12 protein-coding genes are annotated in these 13,437 nt (G+C 68.9%); 6 read left to right on the top strand and 6 right to left on the bottom strand.

What is annotated here, in order from left to right; genetic code table 11:
- Nucleotides 1-42 precede the first annotated feature (42 nt).
- The 5 genes from ACWDUD_RS26885 to ACWDUD_RS26865 all read right to left on the bottom strand — a co-directional run bounded on the left by ACWDUD_RS26885 (nt 43) and on the right by ACWDUD_RS26865 (nt 6,511).
- The gene (locus ACWDUD_RS26885; RefSeq protein WP_450111313.1) at nt 43-1,746 is read right to left on the bottom strand and encodes a class I adenylate-forming enzyme family protein; all 1,704 of its coding nucleotides are present in this window, start codon (nt 1,744-1,746) and stop codon (nt 43-45) included.
- Between the two features lie 25 nt (nt 1,747-1,771).
- Nucleotides 1,772-2,968 (bottom strand): MaoC family dehydratase, encoded by a 1,197-nt coding sequence (locus ACWDUD_RS26880; RefSeq protein WP_450111312.1) that lies wholly within the window; start codon nt 2,966-2,968, stop codon nt 1,772-1,774.
- Between the two features lie 13 nt (nt 2,969-2,981).
- Nucleotides 2,982-3,965, bottom strand: coding sequence for an acrylyl-CoA reductase (NADPH) (gene acuI / locus ACWDUD_RS26875; RefSeq protein ID WP_450111311.1), 984 nt, complete (start codon nt 3,963-3,965; stop codon nt 2,982-2,984).
- A gap of 157 nt (nt 3,966-4,122) precedes the next feature.
- Nucleotides 4,123-4,869 (bottom strand): SDR family NAD(P)-dependent oxidoreductase, encoded by a 747-nt coding sequence (locus ACWDUD_RS26870; protein ID WP_450111315.1) that lies wholly within the window; start codon nt 4,867-4,869, stop codon nt 4,123-4,125.
- Between the two features lie 88 nt (nt 4,870-4,957).
- Nucleotides 4,958-6,511, bottom strand: coding sequence for an AMP-binding protein (locus ACWDUD_RS26865; RefSeq protein WP_450111310.1), 1,554 nt, complete (start codon nt 6,509-6,511; stop codon nt 4,958-4,960).
- Between the two features lie 141 nt (nt 6,512-6,652).
- Between ACWDUD_RS26865 and ACWDUD_RS26860 the strand changes: the two genes are divergently transcribed.
- The 5 genes from ACWDUD_RS26860 (at nt 6,653) to ACWDUD_RS26840 (ending at nt 11,810) form a co-directional block, all read left to right on the top strand.
- On the top strand, nt 6,653-7,822 hold the full coding sequence (locus tag ACWDUD_RS26860) for a CaiB/BaiF CoA transferase family protein (protein ID WP_450111309.1): 1,170 nt from the start codon (nt 6,653-6,655) through the stop codon (nt 7,820-7,822).
- A gap of 38 nt (nt 7,823-7,860) precedes the next feature.
- Entirely contained in the window at nt 7,861-9,105 is a 1,245-nt protein-coding gene (locus tag ACWDUD_RS26855; protein ID WP_450111308.1) for an acetyl-CoA hydrolase/transferase family protein, read from the top strand.
- Between the two features lie 17 nt (nt 9,106-9,122).
- The gene (locus ACWDUD_RS26850) at nt 9,123-9,890 is read left to right on the top strand and encodes an enoyl-CoA hydratase/isomerase family protein (protein WP_450111307.1); all 768 of its coding nucleotides are present in this window, start codon (nt 9,123-9,125) and stop codon (nt 9,888-9,890) included.
- A 251-nt stretch (nt 9,891-10,141) separates the two neighbouring features.
- Nucleotides 10,142-11,272 carry a carboxylate-amine ligase gene (locus tag ACWDUD_RS26845; protein ID WP_450111306.1) on the top strand — a complete coding sequence of 377 codons (1,131 nt, stop codon included), beginning with the start codon at nt 10,142-10,144 and terminating at the stop codon, nt 11,270-11,272.
- Between the two features lie 103 nt (nt 11,273-11,375).
- Nucleotides 11,376-11,810 (top strand): HD domain-containing protein, encoded by a 435-nt coding sequence (locus ACWDUD_RS26840; RefSeq protein WP_450111305.1) that lies wholly within the window; start codon nt 11,376-11,378, stop codon nt 11,808-11,810.
- A 67-nt stretch (nt 11,811-11,877) separates the two neighbouring features.
- On the opposite strand, the gene ACWDUD_RS26835 is transcribed toward ACWDUD_RS26840, so the two are convergent.
- Nucleotides 11,878-12,123 carry a DUF2631 domain-containing protein gene (locus ACWDUD_RS26835; protein WP_450111304.1) on the bottom strand — a complete coding sequence of 82 codons (246 nt, stop codon included), beginning with the start codon at nt 12,121-12,123 and terminating at the stop codon, nt 11,878-11,880.
- A gap of 147 nt (nt 12,124-12,270) precedes the next feature.
- On the opposite strand from ACWDUD_RS26835, the gene dxr reads away from it, so the two are divergent.
- Nucleotides 12,271-13,434, top strand: coding sequence for a 1-deoxy-D-xylulose-5-phosphate reductoisomerase (dxr, locus tag ACWDUD_RS26830; RefSeq protein ID WP_450111303.1), 1,164 nt, complete (start codon nt 12,271-12,273; stop codon nt 13,432-13,434).
- Nucleotides 13,435-13,437 lie beyond the last annotated feature (3 nt).

Below are 13,437 nucleotides of genomic sequence, written 5' to 3'. Positions count from 1 at the left end.
GCCGTTGTGGCGGTCCTGACCGCCACAACGGCACACCGGGCGTCAGCCCTGCAGCCGTGCGACCGCGAGCTTGCGGACCTCGTCGGTCTTGATCTTCGCGCTGCCGGTCAGCGAGATCTCGTCCTCGTCGAAGAACAGCACATGGCGCGGGACCTTGTAGCTCGCCAGCTGTTCCCGGAGGTGACTGCGGATCTTCTTCGCCTCGAGGTTCGCGTCGGCGTGCGGCACGATGCACGCGACGACGACTTCGCCGAGCGTCTCGTGAGGCACCCCGACGGTGCGCGCGACCTTGACTCCCGGAAGACCGATCAGTGCCTCGTCGACCTCGAGCGGGGAGACGTTCGCGCCACCGGTCTTGATGATGTCGTTGAGCCGGCCCTCCCAGAACAGCCGGCCCTCGTCGTCGAGGTGCCCACCGTCGCCGGTGTGGAAGAAGCCGTCGGCGTCGAGCGTGTCGGACAGCGGGATTCCGAGGTAACCGAGCATCAATGTCGGCCCCTTGACGCAGATCTCACCGCTGGCCCCGACCGGGACAGGGACGCCGGACAGCGGTTCGACGACCTTCACGGTGACACCCGGCAACGGCACCCCGCTGCTGCCGGCGGTCACCTCGTCGGGGGTGTTCGCCGGGTAGGCCGTCGAGATCGTGAAGGTCTCGGTGTTGCCGTAGGCGTGGCCGGGTTCGCGGTAGTCGACCGACACCGACGGGTGTCGCGCGATGGGAGTGCTGTTGTCCACGAACCGCATCGCGCTCAGGTCCGTCTCCGCCCAGTTCGGAGCGGCTTCGAGTTGTGCCCACTGGTGCGGCCACGCGACCGGGAAGTTCACCCGCTCGCGTTCCATGAGATCGAGCGCTTCGGCGGCGTCGAACACGGACTGGAGGACGAGCGAGCCGCCCTTCGACAGGGTCGCACCGAGCGCCATCCCGAAGTTGCCCGACCAGAAGAAGCCGTTCGCCGACCAGCAGCGCACATCGTCCGCGGGCTCGAAGCCGTACATCCGTCCGAACCGCCACGACTGGATGCTCACCCCCCGGTGGGCGCTGAGGATGCCTTTCGGTTTGCTCGTCGTGCCCGAGGAGAAGAACAGGACGGCGGTGTCGCTCGGTCTGACCGCAGCGGCGGTCGCCTCGACGAGTCGCCTGGGCACGTCTCGGCCTCGTGTGAGGAACGTGTCCCACGACTCGATCGCACCGTCGGGTGCCTCCCCGACCGTGGCGAGGTACCGCAGGTGCGGGTAGCGCGCCGACCGCAGATCGCCGGGGGAGGACCGGCCGATCTCCGGTTCGAGTTCGACGAGCGCCTCGGCCAGGTCCCGGTTCGCGACGGTGCGTTCGAACAGCAGCACCGAGATCCCGGAGGTCTCGATGAGGAAGTCGAGTTCGGCGGGGGTCGAGAACGTGCTCAGCGCGACCGCGACACCACCGGCGAGCGACGCGCCGAAGGTCGCCGCGAGCCACTCGGGCCGGTTGGTCATCAACACCCCGACCCGGCCGTCCTTCCCGATCCCCAACGCGCGCAATGCCTTCGCAACCTCGATCGCGCGTTCCCAGAGCTCGGCGTAGCTCCAGCGGGTGACGGCGCCGGCTTCGTGCATCACGAGGGCCTCACGGTCGGCGTACGCCGTGGTGACCTCGCGTAGGAAGCCGGGCAGCGTCAACGTCCCGAGGCCGGGCTCCTCGGCGAGTGGTGGTCCCGAGACGATCGAAAGCGGTTGTGCCGATACAGCATTCTCTACGGTCGTCATGTCTGCCCTCGTGTGCTCGATGCGTTCAGTACGGCAGTTCGATCTCGGCGGTGCAGTCGACCAGGACGGCGGAATCCTGGTTGGTCAGGCGCAGTTTCACCTGGACGAGGGGCACGCCCCACGGGGTGTCGGTCTGCTTGTCGATCACCTCGGCGTCGAAGTAGGTGACATCACCCTCGAACGCGGGACCGCGGAAGTCGGCCTTGGTGTGACGGACCATGCCGTCGTTGCCCGCCCAGTAGGACAGGTAGTCGGTGCACCATGCGCCCATCGTCGCGCCGTAGCCGTAGGCGCGGGCCATTCCGACCTCGCTGGCCTTGTCTGCGTCGATGTGCCCACGCGACGGGCCGACGTAGAGCCCGTCCCGCTTGCGTGGATCGATCCGGGCGCCGTCCTCGTCGAAGCCGAATCCCTCGACCCAGCCCGGATCCTGGTTGATCCACGGATCTTCGAGACCTTCCGGTGCGGTCCAGTGGAAGGTGCCCCAGATGTTGAACAGGAACGCGCGGTATTCGGTGGTGAACGTCGCGATGCTGTGCGGGCCGATCACGCGCCGCGGCAGGGTGTCGCCGACCTTGACCTCGTCGAAATGCGGCGAGACACCGAGCCGGTTGGACAGGATCCATTCGTGGCGCAGCGATTCGATCTCGGTGAGCTCCTCGGCGGTCCACCGCTTGATCTCCCCGAGCTGGTTCTCGTACATGCCGCGCTTGGTGGCCTCGGACGACAGGTAGCGGATCGCGGTGGACCGCTCCTTCGCGACGAGCGCACCGTGCTGGTTGCGGTGGACGGTGTCGCCGCGCGAGAACATCGTCGGACCGGCGAACTTGGTCTCCACCACCTTGTAGTCGTGGAAACGGCGATCCTGGAAGAGCTTGTCACCGGGGCGGACCGGGGTGCCGTAGAACCACCATTCCTCGCCTCCGAAGATCAGGTGGCTGCCGGGAATGCGGCCCACGCAGGCGGGCTGCGCGCCGTGGCCGTAGTCGAGGGCCACCGCGATCGACTGCGGTGCGACGATGCCGCCGAAGCGCGATTCGCGCGCGAACTCCTCGTCCCAGTGGAGCGGGTTCGGATAGTCCATGGCCATCACCCAGCGCCGGATGTCGGAGCCGCTGCACGGGTCCCACAGCTGGCCGCCGCCGACGGGCTTGCCGACGCGATGATCGACGTCGGACAGGTCGAGTTCGGTGACCTCGGCCGGATTCGATTTCTTGCTCACGTCTACTCCTCGATCAGCGATTGACGTCGACGACGATGCGACCGCGCACGGTGCCGTCCATGAGCTTTTCGGCGGCACCGATCGCTTCCTCCAGCCCGACCTCGTGGGCGATCGCGTCCAGCGCGCTCGCGTCGAGATCCCGGGCCAGCCGTTCCCACGCGGCGGTGCGCCGGGGGTGCGGGGCCATCACGCTGTCGATGCCGAGGAGCGAGACGCCGCGCAGGATGAACGGTGCGACCGAGGCCGGGAAATCCATGCCCTGGGCGAGACCGCACGCAGCGACCGCGCCGCCGTAACGGGTCTGGGCGCACGCATTGGCGAGGGTGTGGCTACCCGCGGTGTCGACGACGCCGGCCCAGTGTTCCTTCTGCAACGGTTTGCCGGCCGCGGACAGTTCGGCCCGATCGAGGACGTTCCTCGCACCCAGCGAGGTGAGATACTCTGCCTCCGAAGTTTTTCCGGTCGCGGCAGTGACGGAGAATCCGGCCTTGGCGAGCAGGGCGATGGCGACGCTGCCGACGCCGCCGGTCGCGCCCGTCACCAGGATGTCGCCCTGGTCGGGGGTGACACCGAAGTCGACGAGAGCGTCGACGCACAGGCTCGCGGTGTAGCCGGCGGTCCCGATCGCCATGGCCTGCCGCGTGGTGAACGCATCGGGCAGCGGAACCAGCCAGTCGCCGTCGATCCGCGCGCGCTGTGCCAGTCCGCCCCAATGGGTTTCGCCGACGCCCCAGCCGTTGAGCACCACGCGGTCACCCTCCGACCACCGCTCGTGCGAGCTGTCGGCGACGACGCCTGCGATGTCGATTCCCGGCACCATGGGGAACCTGCGCACGACCGGGGACCTACCGGTGATGGCGAGAGCGTCCTTGAAATTGAGGGTCGAGTACTCCACGTCGACGGTCACATTCCCGTCGGGCAGGTCGGTGTCCTCCAGGCTCTTGCGCGCCACCGTCTGTCCGGTTTCGTCCTTCTCGATCACCAAAGCGGAAAACATCGTCGAAGCAATTCCTTCCTCGAGCCGTCGAGCGATATCGGACGTGCATTCGCCGGACCGGGCACCGTGTGCGGAACCCGGCGTCGCCTAAGCCCGTGCAGCGGACATTACGTCAATCCTTGTAAGGATGACAATACTTGAGTCGTAGGAGCCGGCCTCAGCGCGCGGTCCAGCCCCCGTCGACCACGATCGTCTGACCGGTGACGTAGCTGCCGGCGTCGCCGGCGAGCCACACGACCGCACCGACGATGTCGTCCGCGGTGCCCTCCTTCGGAAGCGGCGTGTTGCGGCGCAGATACTCGGTGGCCCGTTCGCTCTCGTAGAGCGGGCCCGTGATCTCGCTGCGGAAGAAGCCGGGCGCCACGGTGTTCACCCGGATCGAGTGCCGTGCCCACTGCACCGCGAGTTCGGACGTCAGCCCCGACAGGCCGAGCTTGCTCGCGGCATAGGACGCCTGCGGGATGCCCGGGACCCCCACCCGGCCGCTGATGGACGAGATGTTGACGATCGATCCGCGACCGGCCGCCCGCATGTACGGAAACACGTCCTGCGCGAGCCGGAACGGGGCGAGCAGGTTCAGATCGAGCGTGCGCCGCATCGCGGCGAGCGGCTCCGACTCGGCGCGTTCCTCGGTGAACATGCTCCCCGCGGCGTTCACCAGGATCTCCGGGGGTCCGAGGTGCTCGAGCACCGCCGGTACGACCTCGGCGACCCGGTCCAGGTCGGACAGGTCGCAGGCCACGGGCAGTCCGTCGATCCGCTGTGCCAGGTCGGCGAGCCGGTCGCGGCGCCGCGCCACCACCGCGACCTTCGCGCCCAGCGACGCCAGGGCCTCGGCGACGGCTGCACCCAGACCGGACGATGCCCCGGTCACGATCGCGACCCGCCCGTCCAGACCGAACATCCTCGCGGCGGCGTCACCGATGGGCGCCACTGGGCTCTCCTCTCGACAGGGGCTCGATCCTCGCACGGATCGGACGGCTGCGCCGGGACTATGCACGCCCGGCATCGCGGCGTTCGGTGACACGCTGTTCGGTGACACCGAGGGCGGCGACGAATTCGGCGAGACCGGCGCGCTGGATCTTGCCCATCGCATTGACCGGCAGCGCGTCGACGCGGGTCCATATCTCCGGAACCTTGTACGACGCGAGTTCGCGTCGGCACAGCGCGGTGACCGCGTCGAAATCCGGTTCGGGACGGTGACTCTCGACGACCGCCGCGACACGCTGGCCGAGGCGGTCGTCGGGGATCGGGTACACGGCGGCCTTGCTGACGTCCGGGTGGGTGGCGAGCACGCGTTCGACCTCGAGGGGGTAGACGTTGGCGCCGCCGCGGATGATGACGAGCTTCTTGCGGTCGAGCACGGTCAGCCACCCCTCGCCGTCGACGGTTCCGATGTCGCCGGTGGGGATCGGGCCGGGCTCCGGTGGACGGATATGTCCGTTCTCCCGAAAACCGAGCATCGGCGTCCACGCGTGCGCCCACGGGCCCTCACCGGTGCCGGCGAGTTTCAGTTCGCCGAGTTCACCGTCGGGAAGCCGGCGGCCGTCGTCGTCGTATGCGGCGACGTCGTACTGCGGAAGGACCCGCCCGCTGGTCCCGGGGCGCCATTCGTCACCGGCCGGGTCGATGGACACGACCGTCGGCGCCTCCGTCAGCCCGTAGGTGACGCGGGGAACCAGCCCGTGCGTCTCGGCGAAAGCGCGGCGCAGTGCGTCGGGGGTGTCGCCGCCGCCGCTCCACACCTCGCGCAGCGACCCGAGGTCGATGTCCGGGCGACGCGCCAGGTCGAACAACTGTGCCGGAGCACCGTTCCACACCGTGACCTTCCGGGTGGTGATCCATTCGGCCACACCGTCGAGGTCGCGGCGGTTCATCACGACCGCGCATCCACCGGCCTGCGCGGTGAGAAGTGTGGACAGCACCATCAGATTCAGGATCGTCAGCGGAAAGCTGTCGCCCTTGCGCAGATCCGGTCCCCAGCCGCGGGTGGCGACGAGCGTCGCGCCGGGCAGCAGCAGATTGCGGTGGCTGTGCACGACCGCCTTCGGACTTCCGGAAGTGCCGCTGGTGAAGGCGATTCCGGCGGGGGAGTCCGGCTCGACGTCGACCGGGGGCGCGTCGTCGGTGTGGGTCAGCAGGTCCGACCACCGGTCGGGGCGCACGCACTCGGGGGTGTCCAGCGCGCAGTGGTCCCCGGCGAGCACGACCGTCGGCGCGCACAGCTCGAACAGGTTCCGCTGCTCGGCTTCCGTGAGCGTCTCGCCGATTCCCGCCCAGATCGCGCCGATGCGCACGGCGCCGTGGAACGCCGCGACGATGTCGAGGTCGTTGGGCAGGCACGCGGCGACACGGTCGCCGGGGCGGACGCCCAGTGACCACAGGGCGCCGGCCGCGCGTCGCGCCTGTTCGTCGAGTTCCGCGTAGGTCCACACGCCCGACGCGGCGTCGATGGCGGGCGCGTCCGCTCGCTCGGCGAGTGCGGTGTCGAGGACGCGGTTGACGGTGGTGTGCCTTTGTGGCGGCCCCGGGCGCCACAAAGGCACACGGGCGAAGCCTCCGGAATTCGTTTCCACCCCATAGTCATACCACTATCCTTGTAAGGATTCACCTGATAGTGTGACGCCGCCCGGGAGGGATTCGAAAGTGCGTCACCGATCCGACAGAACGCAGTGAGGGTGAGCAGGATGGAACACACAGGTCCGCTGTCCGGCGTGCGGGTCGTCGACCTGACGGCCATGGTGATGGGCCCGTACTGCACGCAGATCATGGCGGACATGGGTGCCGAGGTGATCAAGATCGAACCGCCCGCCGGGGACAACACCCGCTACATCTCCGCCGGACCCGAACCGGGCATGAGCGGGGTCTTCGTCAACGTGAACCGCGGCAAGCGCAGCGTCGTGCTGGACCTGCGTGCCGACGAGGACCGTGCGGTGCTGCGCGAACTCGTCACCGGCGCCGACGTGTTCATCCATTCGATGCGCGCGAAGGCGATCGCGAAACTCGGCTTCGGCTACGACGAGGTCTCCGCGCTGAACCCGGCGATCGTCTACACCAACTGCTACGGCTACGGCCGCGGCGGATCCGACGCCGACCTCACCGCCTACGACGACACGATCCAGGCGGAATGCGGACTGCTGTCCGCCCAGGAACAGCTCACCGGCGACGCCGGCTATGTCGGCACCATCATCGCCGACAAGGTCGCGGGCCTGACCGCCGTGTACGCCACGGTGATGGCGCTGTTCCATCGGGAACGGACCGGCGAGGGCCAGGAGGTCGAGGTCGCCATGTTCGAGACCATGGCGTCGTTCATGCTCGTCGAACACGCCAACGGCGCCATGTTCCATCCCGCCGTGGGGCCGGCGGTCTACCCCCGCGCGGTCGCCCCCAACCGCAGGCCGTACCGCACCAAGGACGGCCGGATCTCGGCGCTGGTGTACAACGACAAACAGTGGACCGCGTTCGTCGAGGCAGTGAAACCGACTTGGGCAGGACCGCATTACGCGACCCTCGAGCAACGAGCCCGCGACATCGACACCGTCTACGCGCGCCTCGGGGAGACCTTCCTCGAACGGACCACCGCAGAGTGGCTCGACCTCCTGCACAGCCTCGACATCCCCGCTGCGCCGGTCCGCAGCCTCGACGAACTGTTCGACAACGATCACCTCGACGACGTCGGCTTCTTCCAGGAGGTCGAGACCCCGTACGGCAACGTCCGATTCCCCGGGCCCCCGACGTGGCTGTCGCGAACACCCGGTCGCGTCGCCGGAGCCGCACCCCGGCTCGGGGAACACACCCGCGAAGTGCTCGACGAACTGCACGCCGCCGGCGCGCGAGCGAACGGCACCGAGTCGTGATCGGGTCGAGTTCCCACCGCGGAACATGCACGCCCACCGTGGATCTGGCCGAGCATCTGCGGCCCGGAGATCACATCGTCATCGGGCAGGCGTGCGGCGAACCGACCACCCTGATCGAAGCGCTGATCGAGCAGGGCCGCGACATCGGCGGACTCACGGTGTTCGTCGCCACCAGCTTCTCCGGGATCTTCACACCCGGCCGGACCGACAGCTTCGCGATGTCGAGCATGGGCGCCATCGGCGCGCTCCGGACGCTCAGCAAGGCCCACGAACTCGACGTGATTCCCTGCCACGTCAGCCGGATCGGACCGATGATCGAAGCCGGAACCATCCGGTGCGACGTCGCATTCGTCCAGGTCGCTCCCGCGGACGCGGACGGACACCACAGCTTCGGTCTCGTCAGCGACTACGTCCAGTCCGCCGTCGCGACCGCCCGGGTGGTGGTCGCCGAGATCAACGACCAGGTTCCCGCCACCCTCGGCGAATCTCTCCCGTCCTCGAAAATCGATTGCGCCGTGCATGTTTCACGACCACCGGTCGAGGTCCCGCCAGCGGCGATCGGGGAGGTCGACGCGGCCATCGCGCACCACGCCGCCGCCTACATCGGGGACGGATCCGTCATCCAGACCGGCGTCGGCGCCGTGCCGGACGCGATCCTGCGGCTCCTGCACGACCGAGTCGATCTCGGTGTGCATTCCGGGATGATCGGCGACGGGCTCGTCGATCTCATCGAATCGGGTGCAATCACCAACGCGCGCAAGCGAATCGACCGGGGCGTCTCGATCACCGGAGCACTGATCGGAACCGCGCGGCTCTACGGATTCGCCCATCGCAACCCACAGATCCGCATGTGCACCACGGCCTACACGCACGACGCGGGCGTCCTCGCGCAACTCGACGATCTCGTCACGATCAATTCGGCGATGGAGATCGATCTGACCGGGCAGGTCAACGCCGAACAGAGTGGCGCGTCGTATCTCGGCGGCACCGGCGGGCAGGTCGACTTCGTGCGGGCCGGCGCGCGGTCGCCCGGTGGACACGCGATCACGGCACTACCCGCGACCGCGAAAGGCGGCACGGTCAGCCGGATCACCGCGGCACTGTCCGGGCCGGTGACCACCGCGCGCTCCGACGTGGACGTCGTCGTCACCGAATTCGGCGCGGCGGAACTGCGGGGCCGCACCCTGCGTGAACGCGCGCGGCGGTTGGTCGCGATCGCGCACCCGGACTTCCGGGAGGACCTGGAACGGCAGGCCCACGTCATCGAGCAGCGAGGTTTCTAGTGAGCGAGGACCGGCGGATGAGCGAGGCCGTACTGTTCGATGCCCGCGACGACGGCATCGCGGTCGTCACGCTGAACCGGCCCGAGACCCGCAACTGCCTGACCGCGGAGATCCGCCGGGGGCTCTACGACGCGTGGGAACGCTTCGAGCACGACCCGGACCTGCGCGTGGCGGTTCTGACCGGGGCGGGAGAGAAGGCGTTCTGTGCGGGTGGTGACCTGAAGGAAATGGTCGAGATCGGCATGCGGGTGCCGCCGCGCGATCTGATTCCCGTCCCGTACGACACCGTCGAACTGTCGAAGCCGACGATCGCCGCGGTCAACGGTGCCGCGTTCGCAGGCGGCTGGCTGATCGCCCAGAGCTGCGACCTGTGCGTGGCGAGCACGACCGCAACCTTCGCCGTCACCGAGGTCAAGGTGGGCCGCAGTTCCCCGTGGGCGTCGCCGCTGATCCACATGATTCCGCAGCGCATCATGATGGAGATCCTGCTCACCGGAAAGCCGATCACCGCGCAGCGCGCGTACGAGATCGGCCTGGTCAACAGAATTGCCGAACCCGCCGAGTTGCTCGCGTCGGCACTCGAGCTGGCCGGGGACATCCTCGCCGGGGCCCCGCTGTCGGTCCGTGCCGCGCGTGAGACCGTGATGATCTCCACGGAGATGGGACGGTCCGCTGCGTTGCGGGCGGCCCGGCACGCGTCGGAATCCTGCTACAACAGTCACGACGCGCAGGAGGGGCCGCGCGCGTTCGCCGAGAAGCGGGCTCCACAGTGGCGGGGCCACTAGGGATCCACAGTGGCGGGGCCACTAGGGATCCACAGTGGCGGGGCCACTAGAAATCAACAGTGGCGGGGCCGCTGGAATGCGGCAGTGGCGGGGCCACTAGAGATCAACAGTGACGGGGCCGCTGATTCCGGTGTGACGTGGGTACTCACTGCCGACCGGAGTATTGCGGCTCCGGTTCCGCCCCCGGGCCGGGGGCGGACGTGACAGCCTGAGTGCAACGGCCGAGAACGCTGGCCGGGGCAGGAGCGACGATGACCTCATCCCCATCTCGCGTTGCCGAACCCGCCGCCGAAGGTTCGGGTCCGACCATCGGGGTGGAAGAGGAATTCGTCCTCGCCGATCCCGAGACCGGGGCACCGTGGCTCGACAACGTCGCCGTCGCCGCCGCCGGGCGCGAACTCGGCATCGACCTGCAACTGGAACTGTCCCGATGCCAGATCGAAACCGCCACGCCGGTGTGCACGAGCATCGAACAGTTGCGGACGCAACTGCGGCGGACGAGATCTCGTGCCGTCGCGGCCGCCGCGTGCGCGGGCGCGGTGCTGCTGGCCACCGCGGTTCCACCGGCCGGTCCACCGCCGCGCCTGATCACCGACCAGGAGCGATATCACAGCCTGCTCGGGAACTTCGGGCTGCTCGGCGAGCAGGTCATCTGTGGCTGTCACGTCCACGTCGCCATCCCCGACCGGGACGCCGGGGCGCGGGTCAGCAATCATCTGCGTCCCTGGTTGCCGGTCCTGCTGGCGCTGACCGCGAACTCGCCCATCGCGGCCGGGCGCGACACCGGATACGCGAGTTGGCGTCATGTGTTGTGGACGCGGTGGCCCAATGCCGGGCCGCCGCCCGTCTTCGAATCCGCGGAGCACTACGACGCGGTGATCGCGACCATGCTCGAGCGCGAGGTCATCCTCGACAAGGCGATGCTCTACTGGGACATGCGCCTGTCGGCGCATCTGCCCACGATCGAGATCCGTATCGGCGACACCCAGGCCACCGTGGACGAGGCGGTCCTCCTCGCGACCCTGGTGCGCGGCCTGGTCGTCACCGCACTCGATTCCCCCCGGCAAGGAGAGGAACTCGACGTGGAGCCGGAGGTTCTGCGCGCCGCATACTGGCGAGCCTCGCGGGACGGCGTCACGGGGCGCGCGGTCGACACCGTCTCCGGGCACCTCGTGCCTGCCGCGCACCCGATCTTCCGGCTCCTCGAGCATGTTCGGCCCGCTCTCGAACGCACCGGCGACTATTGCGCCGCCCGGGAGGCCGTGCAGCGCATCCTGGCTACCGGGAACGGCGCCGCACGGCAGCGAGCGACCCTCGAGGCCGGCACGCTCGCCGACGTCGTCCGGCTCGTCACCTGCGCTCCCGAACCGGACATGTCGTGAAAAACCTGTCGGATCCTGCTGGTAACTCTGGATCGACGCGAAAGTTCCGGTGCGTGTTCGGCGCCGGCGCCGCGACCGGTCACGATCACACTCGGGGGAGTAGTTGGAATCTTCGATCACACGGGCGGCGCAGCGGATCGCGACGGTCGCGCACGCCGGTCAGGTCGACAGGGCCGGGCGCCCGTACATCACGCATCCGGCCCGAGTCGCGGCCCGGGTGGCCGGCGACGATCACGCTGTCGCGGTTGCCTGGCTGCACGACGTCGTCGAGGACACGACGGTGACGCTCGCGGACCTCGGAGAACAGTTCCCGCCAGAGGTCGTCGCTGCGGTCGACGCGTTGACCCGCCGGGACGGTGAGGAACCGGTCGAGTACTACGCACGGGTGCGCCGGGTCCCGCTGGCGTTGACGGTCAAGCTCGCGGATCTCGCGGACAACAGCGACCCGCAGCGACTGGCACGTCTGGACGATGCGACCCGTCGACGACTGCGCGCGAAGTACGCTCACGCGCGCGCCGAGCTGACATTCGGCGGTTGACCGTCCGGGGAGACGCGTCGGGCCCGCCCGGAACGATCCGGACGGGCCCTGCCGAAAATCTGTGCGGCTACCGCGGGCGGCGGCGCCTGATGGCGTCGACCACGACGATCAGCACGAGGAGCGCGGCGAAACCGATGAGGTACCAGTCCTCAACGCGACCGGTGTGATTGCCGATGATCATGAACAGCAGGAAGATCGCACCGATGATGCCCATGGTGCGGTACAGCTTGGGAGCTTCACCGCTCCAACCCCACTCCGCCGAGGGCACCTCGGCCGTGTCGACCTTGGTGGACTGCAACTCGGTACCGGCCACGGTTGTTCCTCCTGCTCGAAAGATCGCGCTGTTGGGCTAATCGTGACATACGACCGCCTGTCGTATGAAGTGGGGGCGGTGCCCGCGCGTCGCCGGTGGTCGCGACCGATTCAGGGATACCTCAGGTGCATCAGGAACAATGGTCGCGTGGTCGACACTGAATCCCGCTCCCGCACCCGCGTCCTGCTGCTCGGCAGCACCGGATCGATCGGCACCCAGGCGCTCGAGGTCATCGACGCCAACCCCGACAAGTTCGAGGTCGTCGGCCTCGCCGCGGGCGGCGGCAACCTCGAGTTGCTCGCCGAGCAGATCCGCGCGACGGGTGTCACCGACGTCGCGGTAGCGAATCCGGCCGCCGCGGCGCGGCTGGAGTTGCCCGGGGTGACGGTCCGCAGCGGCCCGTCCGCCGTCACGGAGCTCGTGCGGGAGACGGAAGCGGATGTCGTTCTCAATGCGCTCGTCGGCTCGCTCGGTCTCGAGCCGACGCTCGCGGCCCTCGCGACGGGCGCGCGGCTCGCGCTCGCGAACAAGGAGTCCCTCGTGGCCGGGGGCGCGCTCGTCACCGCCGCGGCCGCGCCCGGTCAGATCGTGCCCGTCGACTCGGAGCATTCGGCGCTGGCGCAGTGCCTGCGCGGCGGCACCGCCGGTGAGGTCGCGCGTCTGGTGCTCACGGCCTCGGGTGGCCCGTTCCGCGGGTGGAGCGCCGAGCAGCTCGAGGACGTCACGCCCGAGCAGGCCGGTGCGCATCCGACCTGGTCGATGGGGCCGATGAACACCCTCAACTCGGCGACCCTGGTCAACAAGGGACTCGAGCTCATCGAGGCGCACCTGCTGTTCGGCATCGGCTACGACCGCATCGACGTCACCGTGCACCCGCAGTCCATCGTGCATTCGATGGTGACGTTCGCCGACGGGTCGACGCTCGCGCAGGCGTCGCCGCCGTCGATGAAGCTGCCGATCGCGCTGGCCCTCGCGTGGCCGGACCGGGTGCCCGAGGCGGCTCCCGCTCTCGACTTCACGACGGCGTCGACCTGGGAGTTCGAGCCCGTCGACAACGTCGTCTTCCCGGCGATCGAACTCGCCCGCGCCGCGGGACGCGGCGGCGGAAGCCTCACCGCCGTGTACAACGCGGCGAACGAGATCGCCGCGGAGGCGTTCCTGGCGGGTGCGCTGCCGTTCCCCGGCATCGTCCGCACGGTCGAGACAGTGCTGAACGACGCACACGAGTGGTCCGCAGAACCCGCTACCGTGGAAGACGTGCTCGCCGCCGACGGCTGGGCTCGGGACCGAGCCCGCGCGCTCGTGAAATAGGAG

It is taken from the genome of Rhodococcus sp. NPDC003382, assembly GCF_053589135.1.
The sequence above is the reverse complement of the archived record's forward strand: the minus strand, read 5'-3'. Positions and strand labels throughout refer to the sequence as shown.

Excerpts from the sequence above, each read along its gene's own strand:
- ACWDUD_RS26885 (WP_450111313.1), bottom strand. The coding sequence starts at position 1,746 with ATGACGACCGTAGAGAATGCTGTATCGGCACAACCGCTTTCGATCGTC.
- acuI (WP_450111311.1), bottom strand. The coding sequence starts at position 3,965 with ATGTTTTCCGCTTTGGTGATCGAGAAGGACGAAACCGGACAGACGGTG.
- ACWDUD_RS26870 (WP_450111315.1), bottom strand. The coding sequence starts at position 4,869 with ATGTTCGGTCTGGACGGGCGGGTCGCGATCGTGACCGGGGCATCGTCC.
- ACWDUD_RS26860 (WP_450111309.1), top strand. The coding sequence starts at position 6,653 with ATGGAACACACAGGTCCGCTGTCCGGCGTGCGGGTCGTCGACCTGACG.
- ACWDUD_RS26850 (WP_450111307.1), top strand. The coding sequence starts at position 9,123 with ATGAGCGAGGCCGTACTGTTCGATGCCCGCGACGACGGCATCGCGGTC.
- ACWDUD_RS26845 (WP_450111306.1), top strand. The coding sequence starts at position 10,142 with ATGACCTCATCCCCATCTCGCGTTGCCGAACCCGCCGCCGAAGGTTCG.